The 13,867-nt window shown below is 70.9% G+C and carries 14 protein-coding genes and 1 tRNA gene; 12 read left to right on the plus strand and 3 right to left on the minus strand.

Features of this window, described 5'->3' with window-relative positions; genetic code table 11:
• Positions 1-58 precede the first annotated feature (58 nt).
• Positions 59-355 (minus strand): hypothetical protein, encoded by a 297-nt coding sequence (locus tag ACFRFH_RS10090; protein ID WP_382462881.1) that lies wholly within the window; start codon positions 353-355, stop codon positions 59-61.
• A gap of 59 nt (positions 356-414) precedes the next feature.
• On the opposite strand from ACFRFH_RS10090, the gene ACFRFH_RS10095 reads away from it, so the two are divergent.
• From ACFRFH_RS10095 to ACFRFH_RS10110, 4 genes are read left to right on the plus strand one after another with little or no spacing between them, the layout of a single operon-like run.
• Entirely contained in the window at positions 415-1,362 is a 948-nt protein-coding gene (locus ACFRFH_RS10095) for an FAD:protein FMN transferase (RefSeq protein WP_382462882.1), read from the plus strand.
• The gene (locus ACFRFH_RS10100) at positions 1,362-1,940 is read left to right on the plus strand and encodes a ferric reductase-like transmembrane domain-containing protein (RefSeq protein ID WP_382462883.1); all 579 of its coding nucleotides are present in this window, start codon (positions 1,362-1,364) and stop codon (positions 1,938-1,940) included. Before ACFRFH_RS10095 ends, ACFRFH_RS10100 begins: the two co-directional genes overlap by 1 nt.
• Positions 1,937-3,136 (plus strand): NADH-ubiquinone oxidoreductase-F iron-sulfur binding region domain-containing protein, encoded by a 1,200-nt coding sequence (locus ACFRFH_RS10105; RefSeq protein WP_382462884.1) that lies wholly within the window; start codon positions 1,937-1,939, stop codon positions 3,134-3,136. Before ACFRFH_RS10100 ends, ACFRFH_RS10105 begins: the two co-directional genes overlap by 4 nt.
• On the plus strand, positions 3,133-3,366 hold the full coding sequence (locus ACFRFH_RS10110) for a ferredoxin (RefSeq protein ID WP_382462885.1): 234 nt from the start codon (positions 3,133-3,135) through the stop codon (positions 3,364-3,366). The genes ACFRFH_RS10105 and ACFRFH_RS10110 overlap by 4 nt, the downstream gene beginning before the upstream one ends.
• Before the next feature lie 31 nt (positions 3,367-3,397).
• Here the strand turns inward: ACFRFH_RS10110 and ACFRFH_RS10115 are convergent.
• Positions 3,398-3,480, minus strand: a tRNA-Leu gene (locus tag ACFRFH_RS10115).
• A 38-nt stretch (positions 3,481-3,518) separates the two neighbouring features.
• Between ACFRFH_RS10115 and ACFRFH_RS10120 the strand changes: the two genes are divergently transcribed.
• Positions 3,519-4,124, plus strand: coding sequence for an ANTAR domain-containing response regulator (locus ACFRFH_RS10120; RefSeq protein WP_370053648.1), 606 nt, complete (start codon positions 3,519-3,521; stop codon positions 4,122-4,124).
• A 368-nt stretch (positions 4,125-4,492) separates the two neighbouring features.
• On the opposite strand, the gene ACFRFH_RS10125 is transcribed toward ACFRFH_RS10120, so the two are convergent.
• Positions 4,493-4,897 carry a hotdog fold thioesterase gene (locus tag ACFRFH_RS10125; protein ID WP_382460935.1) on the minus strand — a complete coding sequence of 135 codons (405 nt, stop codon included), beginning with the start codon at positions 4,895-4,897 and terminating at the stop codon, positions 4,493-4,495.
• 68 nt (positions 4,898-4,965) lie between these two features.
• Between ACFRFH_RS10125 and polA the strand changes: the two genes are divergently transcribed.
• From polA to coaE, 7 genes are all read left to right on the plus strand, one after another.
• Entirely contained in the window at positions 4,966-7,641 is a 2,676-nt protein-coding gene (gene polA, locus ACFRFH_RS10130; protein WP_382462886.1) for a DNA polymerase I, read from the plus strand.
• A 32-nt stretch (positions 7,642-7,673) separates the two neighbouring features.
• On the plus strand, positions 7,674-8,060 hold the full coding sequence (locus ACFRFH_RS10135) for a hypothetical protein (protein ID WP_382462887.1): 387 nt from the start codon (positions 7,674-7,676) through the stop codon (positions 8,058-8,060).
• 102 nt (positions 8,061-8,162) lie between these two features.
• Positions 8,163-9,836, plus strand: coding sequence for a DUF885 domain-containing protein (locus tag ACFRFH_RS10140; protein ID WP_382462888.1), 1,674 nt, complete (start codon positions 8,163-8,165; stop codon positions 9,834-9,836).
• 35 nt (positions 9,837-9,871) lie between these two features.
• Entirely contained in the window at positions 9,872-10,504 is a 633-nt protein-coding gene (locus ACFRFH_RS10145; protein WP_382462889.1) for a DUF4166 domain-containing protein, read from the plus strand.
• A complete protein-coding gene (locus ACFRFH_RS10150; protein ID WP_382462890.1) occupies positions 10,505-11,488 on the plus strand; it encodes an epimerase in 984 nt (327 codons plus the stop codon).
• A 107-nt stretch (positions 11,489-11,595) separates the two neighbouring features.
• Positions 11,596-13,038 carry a 30S ribosomal protein S1 gene (rpsA, locus tag ACFRFH_RS10155; protein WP_382462891.1) on the plus strand — a complete coding sequence of 481 codons (1,443 nt, stop codon included), beginning with the start codon at positions 11,596-11,598 and terminating at the stop codon, positions 13,036-13,038.
• A 164-nt stretch (positions 13,039-13,202) separates the two neighbouring features.
• Positions 13,203-13,799 (plus strand): dephospho-CoA kinase, encoded by a 597-nt coding sequence (coaE, locus tag ACFRFH_RS10160; protein WP_382462892.1) that lies wholly within the window; start codon positions 13,203-13,205, stop codon positions 13,797-13,799.
• Positions 13,800-13,867: the final 68 nt, after the last annotated feature.

The raw sequence follows: 13,867 nt of genomic DNA on the forward strand, positions 1-13,867 counted from the left end.
GATATCCCGTTCCCACCCCGAATAAGGTTCCGGAAAGAAACCGAGCGCAGGCTGGTGATCAGTTCCGGGACGCCGCACAACAGACGGCGATCGGAAGGGATGGAGGGCCTGACATGGACATTCGATCGGCGGGACGGCGCACGGCCGTCGGGATCACCACCGCGATCGGCATCTCGAGCCTCGCGGTGACGGGGATACTGTCCGGCTTCCTGTTCGCGGGCACCTCGACCGCTGGCACCTCGGGCACGAGCACGTCGGGAACCAGTGGTTCGGGATCGAGCAGCTCGGGATCGAGCAGTTCGGATTCAGGCTCCTCCAGCTCCGACTCCTCCGGCAGCGGGAGCAGCAGTGACAACTCCGGCTCCTCCAGCAGCTCCGGGAGCGGCATCCAGCAGAGCCAGGGCGGTGGGTCCAGTGGGCAGTCCAGCGGCTCCTGACCTCGTCCACCACGACTTCGCGGTCTGGGGCGTCGCGGCCCGCATCGTCGTCTCCGACCCGGAGGCCCTCCCGCAGGCGCGCGGGATCGCCGACGCCGAGCTCGCCGCCGTCACGGCCGCCGCCAGCCGGTTCGAGCCGGAGAGCGAGCTCTCGCGGCTCAACGCGGGCGACCGTCCGGCCGGCGGTGTCGAGCTGAGCCCGTTGCTGGCCGAGTTCGTCGCGGTCGCGCTCGCCGCGGCCGCCGACACCGACGGCGACGTGGACCCGACGCTCGGCGGCGACCTCGACCGCCTCGGCTACGACCGCGACTTCGCGGCGCTGCCCGCCGACGGCGTCACCCTGACCGTCACCCGCCCGCGCCGGCCCGGCTGGGAGCGTGTCGCGCTCGACGGGCGCACGCTGAGCCTCCCCGCCGACCTCCGGCTCGACCTCGGTGCGACCGCGAAGGCCCACGCGGCGGATCGCATCGCACGCCGCATCGCGGAGGCGACCGGGGCGGACACCCTGGTCTCACTCGGCGGCGACCTCGCCACCGCGGGCGCCACCGACCGGCTCTGGGAGGTGCTCGTCCAGGACCTCCCGTCCGACCCGGCCCAGCAGATCGCGATCCCGAACGGCGCGGGCGTCGCCACCTCCAGCACGCAGAAGCGACGCTGGCGCAGCGATGGGCAGGCCAGGCACCACATCCTCGACCCGCGTTTCGGGCTCCCGGCCGACGACGTCTGGCGGTCGGTCACCGTCGCTGCGACGACCTGCGTGCGCGCCAACGCGCTGAGCACGGCGTCGGTCGTGCGCGGGCTGACGGCCCCGGCCTGGCTGCGCGGCCTCGGCGCCGACGCGCGACTGGTGGCCAGGGACGGCTCGGTCGTCACGACCGGGAGCTGGCCCGCCGAGCTGACGCCGACCGGGACGGAGGCGAACTGATGGATGAGGTCCTCTGGGCGGTCGGCCGGGCCTCCGGCGTCGTCGCCCTCCTTCTGCTCACCGTCTCGCTCTGGCTCGGGATCGTGACCCGCTCCGGCCGCCCGCTGCCCGGGATGCCGCGCTTCTCCGTCACGCTCCTGCATCGGAACGTGTCGCTGCTCGCCGTCGTGTTCCTCGTCCTCCACATCGGGACGCTGCTGCTCGACTCCTACGCGAAGCTCACCCTCATCGACATCCTGGTGCCGTTCCTCGGCGCGCACCTGCCGTTCTGGCTCGGCCTCGGCACCGTGGCCGTCGACCTCCTGATCGCGGTGACGATCACTGCGCTGCTGCGCCGGCGGCTCGGGCTGCGCGTTTTCAAGGCGGTGCACCGGCTGAGCTACGCGCTGTGGCCGGTGGCGCTCGCGCACACGATCGGCGACGGCACCGACGGCACGTCCGGCTGGATGCTGCTGCTCGCCGGGGCGTCGGTGCTGTTCGTGCTCGTCGCCGTGCTCTGGCGGGTGTCCGCCCGATTCCTGGAGACCTCCGCCGCACGCCGCACGGACGCCGAACTCAGTAGAAGGGGACCGTCATGACCATGACCGCCGACAACGTCCTGCCGGTCTCCGACCCTGCCGCCACGCCGCCGCGGCTGCTCGCGGCCGGACGCTCGGCCGACGCGCTCGCCCATCTCTCCGCGTTCGGCCCGCGCCGCGGACTGCGCCGGCCCGACCTCGAACGCGAGCTGGAGCGGTCGGGTCTCACCGGCCGCGGCGGCGCCGCGTTCTCCGCGTTCCGCAAGCTGGCGGCGACGACCGGGCGACGCGCTCCTGTCGTGATCGGCAACGGCTCCGAGGGCGAGCCGTGGAGCTGGAAGGACGCCGTGCTGCTCGCCAACGCGCCGCACCTCGTCCTCGACGGCCTCCTCACCGCGTCGGAGGCCGTCGGCGCCGCGCGGACCGTCCTGTACCTCCACGAGGCAGCCGTCGCCCCGGTCGCGGCCGCCGTCGCCGAGCGCTCGGACGCCGGCCGCGTCGAGCTCGTCGAAGCGGCGGACGGATTCGTCGCCGGCGAGGCGAGCGCCGTGGTGAACGCCCTCCAGACCGGCCGGGCCGTGCCGCTCGACCGGGTGCGGCGGCTGTCGGAGTCCGGGCTCGACGGGAGGCCGACGCTGCTGCACAACGTCGAGACCCTCGCGCAGCTCGCGCTCGTCGACCGCTACGGCGGCGACTGGTTCCGCAGCGTCGGCGACCCGGCGCAACCGGGGACCCGGCTGGTCACGGTGACCGGCGACGTCGCCGCAGAGGGCGTGCTCGAGGTGCCGACCGACGCGACCGTCGTGGACATCGTCGCCCGGGCCGGAGGGGAGGCCAGGCTCGCCGCCGGCGTGCTCCTCGGCGGGTACCACGGGCGCTGGATCGCGCCGACCGAGACCGGCGCGGCGGCGGGGGAGTCCGCGGGCGCCGGCGTCGTGCATGTGCTCGGCCCGCAGCGCTGCGGCCTGGCGGCGACCGCGGCGATCGTCCAGGAGCTGGCCGCCGCCTCCGCCCGGCAGTGCGGGCCGTGCCTGTTCGGCCTCCCGGCGATGGCCGACCGGCTCGCCGAGCTCGCCGCCGGCCGGCTCGCCCCGCAGGCGGCGGCCGAGCTCGCCCGGCTCGCAGAGGTGGTGGACGGACGCGGCTCGTGCCACCATCCCGACGGAGCAGCGCGCCTCGTCCGCAGCGCGCTGCGCGTCTTCGCCCGCGACATCCACGCCCACGCCGAGGGCCGCTGCCTGAGGAGCGCACGATGACCGCGCGGCACGCTCTCCACGTCGACTGGACGCGCTGCGACGGCCGCGGGCTGTGCGCTGAGCTGCTGGAGGGGACGATCGCGCGCGACGAGTGGGGCTACCCGTTCGCGGTCGGCCAGCCGGCATCCGGCCGCTCCGACATCCCGGTCAGAAGCGACCAGCTCGACGCCGCGGAGGACGCGGTGGCGCTGTGCCCCGTGCTGGCCCTCCGGCTGCGCCGGGTGGGCTGAGGGGACCCGCCGCGCGGGCCGGTTTCGGTTGTGCCGCTGGTGGGACTCGAACCCACACGCCCTTCCGGACAAAGCATTTTGAGTGCTCCGCGTCTGCCATTCCGCCACAGCGGCGCACAACAACACCTGAACAATACCGTAGGCTTTTGTCCGTGACTGACCAGGAGACCACCCCCGCCGCACCCCGCCGAGTCGTCGTTGCGGAGGACGAGTCGCTCATCCGGCTCGACATCGTCGAGACCCTGCGCGACAACGGTTTCGAGGTCGTCGGCGAGGCCGGGGACGGCGAGACCGCGGTCGCGCTGGCCACCGAGCTGCGCCCCGACCTGGTCATCATGGACGTCAAGATGCCCCAGCTCGACGGCATCTCGGCGGCCGAGCGCCTCTCCAAGAACCACATCGCGCCCGTCGTGCTGCTGACCGCGTTCAGCCAGAAGGAGCTCGTGGAGCGCGCGACCGAGGCCGGCGCCCTCGCCTACGTGGTCAAGCCGTTCACCCCGAACGACTTGCTGCCGGCGATCGAGATCGCCCTGGCCCGCTACCAGCAGATCATCGCGCTGGAGGCCGAGGTCTCCGACATGGTGCAGCGCTTCGAGACCCGCAAGCTGGTCGACCGCGCCAAGGGCCTCCTCAACGAGAAGATGGGCCTCAGCGAGCCGGACGCGTTCCGCTGGATCCAGAAGGCGTCGATGGACCGCCGCCTCACCATGCACGACGTCGCCCAGGCGATCATCGAGCAACTCGCCCCCAAGAAGTAACGCCCCGCGCCCCCTCCGCCCGCCCCGCGATTCGTGCCGAATCGCGCGAAACGGGGCGGCATTCGCGACATTCGTGCCGAATCGCGCGAATCGGCGCCGGTTTCGCGACATTCGTCACGAATCGCGCGTCCTCGCGTTCGCCACATTCGTGACGAATCGAGCGAAACGACGCGGCATTTGCGACAGTCGTGCCGAATCGCTGGAACGGCGCGGCATTCGCACATTCGTGACGAATCGCGCGAAACGGGGCGGCATTCGCGACAGTCGTGCCGAATCGCTGGAACGGCGCGGCATTCGCACATTCGTGACGAATCGCGCGAAAGGGGGCGGGATTCGCGACATTCGTCGCGAATCGCGGCGGCGTCGCGCTACAGGTCCTTGATCAGGTTCGTGATGCGGATGGTGGAGCAGCGGCGGCCGCGGTCGTCGGTGACGGCGATCTCGTGCGTCGTCAGCGTGCGGCCGAGGTGGATGGGCGTGCAGACGCCGGTCACGTAGCCGTCGACCGCGGCGCGGGTGTGCGAGGCGTTGATCTCGATGCCGACCGCGAGGCGGCCCTCGCCGGCGTAGAGGTTCGCCGACATCGACCCGAGCGACTCGCCGAGCACGACGTAGGCGCCGCCGTGCAGCAGGTCCGCGGGCTGCGTGTTGCCGAGCACCGGCATCCGCGCGACGGCCCGCTCGATCGTGAACTCCACGATCTCGATGCCCATCTTGTCGGCGAGGGCGCCGAGCCCCCGCTGCTTCACGTACGCGAGCGCGTCCTCGGTCATTTCTGGTGCCTCTCCGCCCTCGTCGGCCGTCGTCCTGGACTGTCACCGGCCCCTTGTAGGCTTGCCTGGTGTCAGACTCCGAAAAGCCTACCCTTCTCGTCATCGACGGCCATTCGCTGGCATTCCGGGCCTTCTACGCACTGCCGGTCGACAGTTTCGTCAACCGTGAAGGGCAGCACACGAACGGCATCCACGGCTTCATCGCGATGCTGATCAACCTGCTCCAGCAGCAGCGCCCGACCCACCTCGCGGTCGCGTTCGACATCTCCCGCTACTCGTTCCGCACGCGCGAGTACCCGGAGTACAAGGGCACCCGCAACGAGACCCCCTCCGAGTTCGTGGGCCAGATCCCGCTGCTGCAGGAGGCACTCCACGCGATGAACATCACCACCATCGCCAAGGAGGACTTCGAGGCCGACGACATCCTCGCCACCCTCGCCCGCCAGGGCAGGGAGCAGGGCTACCGCGTCCTCCTCGTCTCCGGCGACCGCGACGTCATCCAGCTCGTCAACGACGACGTCACGCTGCTCTACCCGAACGTCCGCGGCGTCTCCGAGCTCAAGATCTACGACCCCGCCGCCGTGCGCGAGCGCTACGGCGTCGAGCCGCACCAGTACCCGGAGATCGCGGCGCTGGTCGGCGAGACCAGCGACAACCTGATCGGCATCGACAAGGTCGGCGAGAAGACCGCGGTCAAGTGGGTACAGCAGTACGGCACCGTCGAGAACATCGTCGCCCACTCCGACGAGATCAAGGGCGTCGTTGGCCAGAACCTCCGCGACCAGCAGGAGAACGCCCTCCGCAACCGCCGGCTCAACAAGCTCCTGGACGACGTGGAGCTGGAGGTCGCCCCCGACGACCTGGAGCGCAAGCCGCTCAACGAGAACGCCGTGCGCGACATCTTCGCCCGCCTGCAGTTCAAGACCCTGCTCGACCGGCTGCTGAAGGCCGCGGCCGAGGACGGCACGTTCACCGGCGGTGGGGGCGTCGCGCCCTCGGAGGGTGACGTCGGGCCCGTGAGCGCCCCGGTCGTCCGCACCCTCGTGGACGAGGAGCTCGCCAACTGGCTGGCCAAGGCCTCCGCCGACGACACACCGGTCGCGGTGCAGCTCGAGACCGGCCCCGCGGGCATCTCCGGCTTCGGCCTGGCCGCCGCCGACGACACCGTCTACGTCCCGTGGGCCGCCGGCCGTCCCGACTACACGGCGCTGGAGGAGTGGCTCGCGAGCAGCGCGCCCAAGTACTTCTTCCACGCCAAGCCGCAGTACAAGGCGCTGGCCCGCGCCGGCTTCGTGGTCGACGGGCTCGCCTTCGACACCCGGATCGCCTCCTGGCTCGTCCGGCCGGGCGCCGCTCCGCAGTCGCTGGCCGAGCAGGTCTACGAGGTGCTCGGCGAGACCCTCCCGGTCTCCGACCCCAACCAGCTCGTGCCGATCAACGACGCCGTCAGCCCGGCGACCGAGGCCTGGTACATCCGCCGCGTCGCCGAGGGCCAGATGATCGCCCTCGACGCCGGCACCCGCGCTGTGCTCGACGACATCGAGCTCCCGCTGGTCGCGGTCCTGGCCGAGATGGAGCTCGACGGCGTCTCGATCGACACCGAGGTGCTGCGTCGCCTGCGCGGCCAGCTCACCGACAAGGCCAACGACTATGCCGCCCGTGCCTACGCCGAGGTCGGCCACGAGCTCAACCTCGGCTCGCCCAAGCAGCTCCAGCAGGTGCTGTTCGACGAGCTCGGGATGCCGAAGACCCGCTCCACCAAGACCGGCTTCTCGACCGACGCCCAGTCGCTGGCCGACCTGCAGGAGAGCAACCCGCACCCGTTCCTCGACCTGCTGCTCCAGCACCGCGACGCGACCAAGCTGAAGCAGATCGTCGAGACCCTGGAGCGCTCGGTCAACGGGGACGAGCGCATCCACACCACCTACGACCAGACCGGCACCAGCACGGGCCGCATCTCCTCCAACGACCCGAATCTCCAGAACATCCCGATCCGCACCGAGGAGGGCCGCGAGATCCGCTCGGCGTTCCGCAGTGCCGAGGGCTACGAGACACTGCTGACCGCCGACTACTCGCAGATCGAGATGCGCATCATGGCGCACCTCTCCGAGGACCCCGGGCTCATCGAGGCATTCAACGCGGGGGAGGACCTGCATCGCTTCGTCGGCGCACGCGTCTTCGGCGTCGCGCCGGAGGACGTCACCTCGCTCATGCGCACCAAGGTCAAGGCGATGTCGTACGGCCTCGCCTACGGCCTCAGCCCGTTCGGCCTCTCCAAGCAGCTCCGCATCGAGACGAAGGAGGCGCGGGACCTGATGGCCGGCTACTTCGAGCGCTTCGGCGCGGTGCGCGACTACCTGCGCAGCGTCGTGGAGATCGCGCGCGTCGACGGCTACACCGAGACGATCTTCGGCCGCCGCCGCCCGTTCGCCGACCTGACCTCCACCAACCGCGTGCTGCGCGAGAACGCCGAGCGCCAGGCGCTCAACGCGCCCATCCAGGGCTCGGCCGCCGACATCATGAAGATCGCCATGCTCGGAATCGCCGGCGACCTGATCGACGGCTCGCTGAACTCCCGGATGCTCCTGCAGGTGCACGACGAGCTCATCTTCGAGGTCGCCCCCGGCGAGTGGGACGCCCTCGAGGCCATCGTGCGCACCCGGATGGCCGGCGCCGCCGACCTCCGCGTCCCCCTCGACGTGCAGATCGGCCGCGGCGCGAACTGGGAGGCCGCGGCGCACTGACCGCCGAAGCGCGCCGGACTACGCTTCACGTCATGAGCGAGCTGGAGCCGCGGAGGCACGCGAAGAAGGCCGTCCAGCCGCGCCGGATGCCGAGCGAAGTGGTCCCCGTCCCCGCGGACGAGGTGCCGGAGTTCGTGCGTGAGGCGCTGCAGGGGACGAGCCTCCTCGACCCGTTCGCGCAGCTCGCGTCCGGCTGGTTCCTCTTCGATGCGAAGCTGCGGTTCGTGCCCGTGGACGCGACGCACACGAGGATCGAGTTCGACGCGGTCGGGAAAGTGCGGGGCGCGGACGTGTTGCTCTACACGCGGCGCCTCGGCGAGATCGACCGCTTCTTCGTCGCCCTCCAGGACGAGCTCGACCGCCGAGCAGAGCGGACGCGGCGAACCGCCGACGGAAGGTCCATCGAGGGCGGAGACTGAACCGCCTGTCCATTTGTCTCCACAGGGCGGGCGTCTACGCGACTTGTCCACAATTCAGCCCGCGTCTTTCTGCGGCCGTGGGCCGCTCGATAGGGTCGGATCATGACGAACGCAGAGAAGCGCGAATCCACTCCGATCGACACGATCGCTGACGAGTGGGTCGACACCCAGTTGGAGCTCCACCCCGAGTACCACGTCTGGCTCGGCCGCCCCGGCCGCGAGGGCGAGTACTCGGACTACTCGCCGGCCGGCGCCGAGCAGGCCGTCGGCAAGGTCCGCGAGGCCCTGGGCAAGATCCGGGCCGCCGAGCCGGTGGACGACATCGACCGGGTCACCAAGATGGACCTCTCCCGCGAGCTCGAGCTCACCATCGAGAAGCACGAGGCGGGCTTCAATCAGCGCGACCTCAACGTGATCGCCTCCCCGGCGCAGGAGCTCCGCGACATCTTCGACCTCGTCCCGACCGACACCGAGGAGGACTGGGCGAACGTCGCGAAGCGGCTGCACAACCTCCCCGCGGCGATGGACGGCTACATCGAGACCCTCCGCAGCGGCATCGCGTCGGGCAACGTCCCCGCCATCCGTCAGGTGCGCGAGGTGCTGGCCCAGGCGAAGAAGCAGATCGCGGACACCGGCTTCTTCTTCGACTTCACCGGCTCGGCCCGCCCGCTGAACGGCGAGCTGCCCGCGTCCCTGAAGGCCGACCTGGCGCACGGCGCCACGGAGTCGGCGGCCGCCTACGCCACGCTCGCCGCCTTCCTGCAGGACGAGCTGGCCGCCAGCGCGCCCGAGAAGGACGCCGTCGGCCGCGAGCTGTACGCCCTCGCCTCCCGCGACTTCCTCGGCGCGACCGTCGACCTCGACGAGACCTACGAGTGGGGCATCGAAGAGCTGGCGCGCATGGTCGCCGAGCAGGAGTCCATCGCCCGGGAGATCAAGCCGGGCGCGAGCGTCCACGAGGCCATCGCGTTCCTCGACGGCGACGCCTCCCGCAAGCTGCACGGCACCGACGCGCTGCAGCGCTGGATGCAGCAGACCAGCGACCGCGCGATCGAGGAGCTCGGCCGCACGCACTTCGACATCCCGGCCGAGATCCGCCGCCTGGAGTGCATGATCGCCCCCACGCAGGAGGGCGGCATCTACTACACCGGCCCGAGCGACGACTTCGCGCGCGCCGGCCGGATGTGGTGGAGCGTGCCGGAGGGCGTCACCGAGTTCGACACCTGGCGCGAGCTGACCACCGTCTACCACGAGGGCGTCCCCGGCCACCACCTCCAGATCGCGCAGGCCACCTATAACAAGGCGCAGCTCAACTCCTGGCGCCGCATCGCCGGCACCTCGGGCCACGCCGAGGGCTGGGCGCTCTACGCGGAGCGCCTGATGCAGCAGCTCGGCTACCTCGACGACCCGGCCGACCGGCTGGGGATGCTCGACGGCCAGCGGATGCGCGCCGCCCGCGTCGTCCTCGACATCGGCGTGCACCTGGAGAAGCAGCTCCCGGACGGCTCCGGCCCGTGGACCGGCGAGTACGCCTTCGGCTTCCTCGCGAACAACGTCAACATGAACGAGGGCTTCGTCCGCTTCGAGGTGAACCGCTACCTCGGCTGGCCGGGGCAGGCGCCGTCGTACAAGATCGGCCAGCGGATCTGGGAGCAGCTCCGCGACGAGTACGCGCGCCGCGAGGGGGCCGCGTTCGACATCAAGGCTTTCCACAAGAAGGCGCTCGACATCGGCGGCGTCGGCCTGGACACGCTGAAGTCGGCGCTGCTCGACTGAGCGACCGGCCAACTCCGAGTGAGCGCGCAGCCGCGATGACCTCCCCGTACCGGGCCGTGCTCGGCCCGGCGTTCGACGAGCTCCATCCGCGGCTGCGCGCCTACTTCGACGCCATCCCCGCCGGGTCCACCGGCACGGGCCGGGGCGTGTTCGACACCGTCGGCACGCCCCGGCGCTGGCTGTGGCCGGTGCTGGCGGTGTTCGGCCGGGCGCATGTGATGTTCCCGGTGTGGGAGCGGGCCGTCCCGTTCACGGTCGAGAACGTCCCCGTGGTGTCGGCCGACGGCGGACCGGCGGTACGCGCGGTGCGACGGTTCGAGCTGGGCGGGCGGGTGCTCGACATGCGCGACGAGATCGGCGTCGACGGCTGGATGGTCGTGGACCGCCTCGGCGCTCCGGTGCTCGCCGAAGCCTGGTTCTCCGCCCGCGTGATCGACGGCGCCCTGCGGCTGACCTCCCGCCGGGTCGCGGTGCGGGTGGGGAGGCTGCGGCTCGTCCTCCCGAGGGCGGTCGCCCCGGTCGTCGCGCTCACCGAGCGGTACGACGACGAGCGCGGCGCGCAGGCGGTCTCCATCGTCGCGCGCGTCCCGCTGATCGGTAGGGTGTACCAGTACGCGGGGACGTTCCGATACCAGGTCGGGAGCGCCGCCGTCGCATCGGGGGAGTGAGTGAGCGAGCGCATCGTTATCGCCGGCGCGTCCGGCTTCATCGGACGCTTCCTGGCGGAGCACTACCGTGCCGCGGGCGCGACGGTCCTGCTGGTCGGCCGCGACGGCGCCGACGCGCGCTGGGGCGACGCGGAGGCACTGCGACGGGTCGTCACCGGCGCGGACGTGCTGATCAACCTCGCCGGCAAGAGCGTGAACTGCCGCTACGGCGACGCGAACCGCGCCGAGATCTTCCGCTCCCGGCTGGAGACGACGCGGGCGCTGCGGGAGGCCGTCGCCGCCTCCGACGCCCCGCCGCCGGTCTGGTTCAACGCCTCCACCGCCACCATCTACCGGCACGCGGAGGACCGGCCGATGACGGAGTCCACCGGCGAGCTCGGCGCCGGCTTCTCGGTGAACGTCGCGCGCGGCTGGGAGGCCGAGTTCTTCGAGGGCGAGCTGCCGGGCACCCGACGCGTCGCGCTGCGCATGGCGATCGTGCTCGGCGACGGCTCCGCGCTCCTCCCGCTGATCCGGCTGACCCAGTCGGGCCTCGGCGGACCGCAGCTCGACGGCCGCTGGTTCGCGACCGCCGCACGCCGCAACGCCGGCACCTTCCACGAGTTCCGCGCCCGCGGCGGGCGGCAGCGGTTCAGCTGGGTGCACATCGCCGACGTGCTCGGCTCGATCGAGTTCCTGCGCGCGCATCCCGAGCTCGACGGCGCCGTCAACGTCGCCGCGCCGAACCCGTCGGACAACCGCACCCTGATGGCGACCCTGCGCCGCGTGCTGCGGGTGCCGGCCGGTCTCCCCGCGTTCCGCTGGATGCTGGAGGTCGGCACGGCGGTCATCCGCACCGAGACCGAGCTGGTGCTGAAGAGCCGCTGGGTGGTGCCGGAACGGCTGCTCGCCGCCGGCTACGAATTCGCGTTCCCGGACCTGGAGCCCGCCCTCCGCGACATCGTCGCCGGCCGCGAGTTGCCCCTTTCGCAGGCCAGTCGGTAGACTAGACCGTCACTTGTGTGACATCCACATCCGCCTGCCGTTCGCGGAAGACACCCACAGAGGTTCGCGCTCGGCCTGATTTATGTCCATAACGGAGCATCCACTACATGACAACCGCAACGACCGACAAGGCACCGAAGCAGGTCGCAGTCAACGACATCGGTTCTGCTGAAGACTTTCTTGCCGCGGTCGAAAAGACGCTGAAGTTCTTCAACGACGGAGACCTGATCGAAGGCACCGTCGTCAAGATCGACCGCGACGAGGTCCTCCTCGACGTCGGCTACAAGACCGAGGGTGTCATCCCCTCGCGCGAGCTTTCCATCAAGCACGACGTCGACCCCAGCGAGGTCGTCGAGGTCGGCGACACCGTCGAGGCGCTCGTTCTCCAGAAGGAGGACAAGGAAGGCCGCCTCATCCTGTCCAAGAAGCGTGCGCAGTACGAGCGCGCGTGGGGCGACGTGGAGAAGATCAAGGAAGCCGACGGCGTGGTCACCGGTACGGTGATCGAGGTCGTCAAGGGCGGCCTGATCGTCGACATCGGCCTCCGCGGCTTCCTGCCGGCGTCGCTCATCGAGCTGCGCCGCGTCCGCGACCTGACCCCGTACCTGGGCCAGGAGATCGAGGCGAAGATCCTCGAGCTCGACAAGAACCGCAACAACGTGGTCCTGTCGCGTCGCGCGCTGCTGGAGCAGACCCAGTCGGAGTCCCGCACCACGTTCCTCAACAACCTGCACAAGGGCCAGGTCCGCAAGGGCGTCGTCTCCTCGATCGTCAACTTCGGCGCGTTCGTCGACCTGGGCGGCGTGGACGGCCTCGTGCACGTCTCCGAGCTCTCGTGGAAGCACATCGAGCACGCGTCCGAGGTCGTCGAGGTCGGCCAGGAGGTCACCGTCGAGATCCTCGAGGTCGACCTGGACCGCGAGCGCGTCTCGCTGTCGCTCAAGGCGACCCAGGAGGACCCGTGGCAGGTCTTCGCCCGCACCCACGCGATCGGTCAGGTCGCCCCGGGCAAGGTCACGAAGCTGGTTCCGTTCGGTGCGTTCGTCCGCGTCGCGGACGGCATCGAGGGCCTGGTGCACATCTCCGAGCTCTCCGGCAAGCACGTCGAGCTCGCGGAGCAGGTCGTGTCGGTCGGCGAAGAGGTCTTCGTCAAGGTCATCGACATCGACCTGGAGCGCCGCCGCATCTCGCTCAGCCTCAAGCAGGCGAACGAGGGCGTCGACCCCGAAGGCACCGAGTTCGACCCGGCCCTCTACGGCATGGTCACCGAGTACGACGACCAGGGGAACTACAAGTACCCCGAGGGCTTCGACCCGGAGACCAACGAGTGGAAGGAAGGCTTCGACACCCAGCGCGACGAGTGGGAGCAGCAGTACGCCGCCGCCCAGGCTCGTTGGGAGGCGCACAAGCGCCAGGTCGCGAAGGGCATCGAGGAGGCGGCCGCCGACACCGGTTCGTCGTCCTTCTCGAGCGAGACCGGCAACGGCGGAACCCTCGCCGACGACGAGTCGCTCGCCGCTCTGCGCGAGAAGCTCAGCTCCAACAACTGAGACCCGTCTCACCCGTGAACGGCCGGTCCCTTCGGGGCCGGCCGTTCCGGCGTTAACGCGCCCGCAATCCGCCGAGGGGCACGTTGTTGTCACTTTCGCGGCCCAAAAGTGACAACGACGTGCCCCTCGGCGGATGGGGTGGAGGACGCAATAGAGTGGAGGGCGTGCAGCTGATCGGACTCACGGGCGGCATCGCCTCCGGAAAATCGACCATCGCCTCCCGGCTCGCGGAGCTCGGCGCCGTCGTCGTGGACGCCGACCGCATCGCCCGGGAGGTCGTCGAGCCCGGTACTCCGGCCCTGGCCGAGATCGCCCGCACGTTCGGCGACGGCGTGATCGCCGCGGACGGCAGCCTCGACCGGCCCGCGCTCGGCGCGATCGTGTTCGGGGACGCGGACGCCCTCCAGAAGCTCAACGGGATCACCCACCCGGCCGTGCTCGCCGCGTCTACCGCGCGGTTCGAGGCCGCCGACGCCGCCGATCCCGCGGCGATCGTCGTCTACGACGTGCCGCTGCTGGTCGAGTCGGCCAACGAGTACCCCTTCGACCTGGTCGTCGTCGCGCACGCCGATGCCGCCACGAGGATCGACCGGCTGGTGCGGCTGCGCGGGATGGATGCCGCGGAGGCCGAGCGCCGGATCGGGTCGCAGGCCTCCGATGAGGAGCGGCTGGCGGTGGCGGACGTGGTGATCGACACCGACGGATCGCTCGACCGGACCCGCGAGCAGGTCGACGAGCTCTGGGAGAGCCTGCGGTCCTGAGCGCGGGGTTCCGCGCCCGCCCGTTCCGCTCTCAGCGAGAGCGGGCCGCGATGTCGGTGGTCCTTCCT

Origin of the sequence: Leifsonia sp. NPDC056824, assembly GCF_042789575.1 — a bacterium.
Lineage (GTDB): Bacteria > Actinomycetota > Actinomycetes > Actinomycetales > Microbacteriaceae > Leifsonia.

Bases quoted from the DNA above. Each gene is read 5' to 3' on its own strand.
- ACFRFH_RS10105 (WP_382462884.1), top strand. From the start codon at position 1,937: ATGACCATGACCGCCGACAACGTCCTGCCGGTCTCCGACCCTGCCGCC.
- ACFRFH_RS10100 (WP_382462883.1), top strand. From the start codon at position 1,362: ATGGATGAGGTCCTCTGGGCGGTCGGCCGGGCCTCCGGCGTCGTCGCC.
- ACFRFH_RS10135 (WP_382462887.1), top strand. From the start codon at position 7,674: ATGAGCGAGCTGGAGCCGCGGAGGCACGCGAAGAAGGCCGTCCAGCCG.
- ACFRFH_RS10145 (WP_382462889.1), top strand. From the start codon at position 9,872: ATGACCTCCCCGTACCGGGCCGTGCTCGGCCCGGCGTTCGACGAGCTC.
- ACFRFH_RS10110 (WP_382462885.1), top strand. From the start codon at position 3,133: ATGACCGCGCGGCACGCTCTCCACGTCGACTGGACGCGCTGCGACGGC.
- ACFRFH_RS10140 (WP_382462888.1), top strand. From the start codon at position 8,163: ATGACGAACGCAGAGAAGCGCGAATCCACTCCGATCGACACGATCGCT.
- ACFRFH_RS10125 (WP_382460935.1), bottom strand. From the start codon at position 4,897: ATGACCGAGGACGCGCTCGCGTACGTGAAGCAGCGGGGGCTCGGCGCC.
- rpsA (WP_382462891.1), top strand. From the start codon at position 11,596: ATGACAACCGCAACGACCGACAAGGCACCGAAGCAGGTCGCAGTCAAC.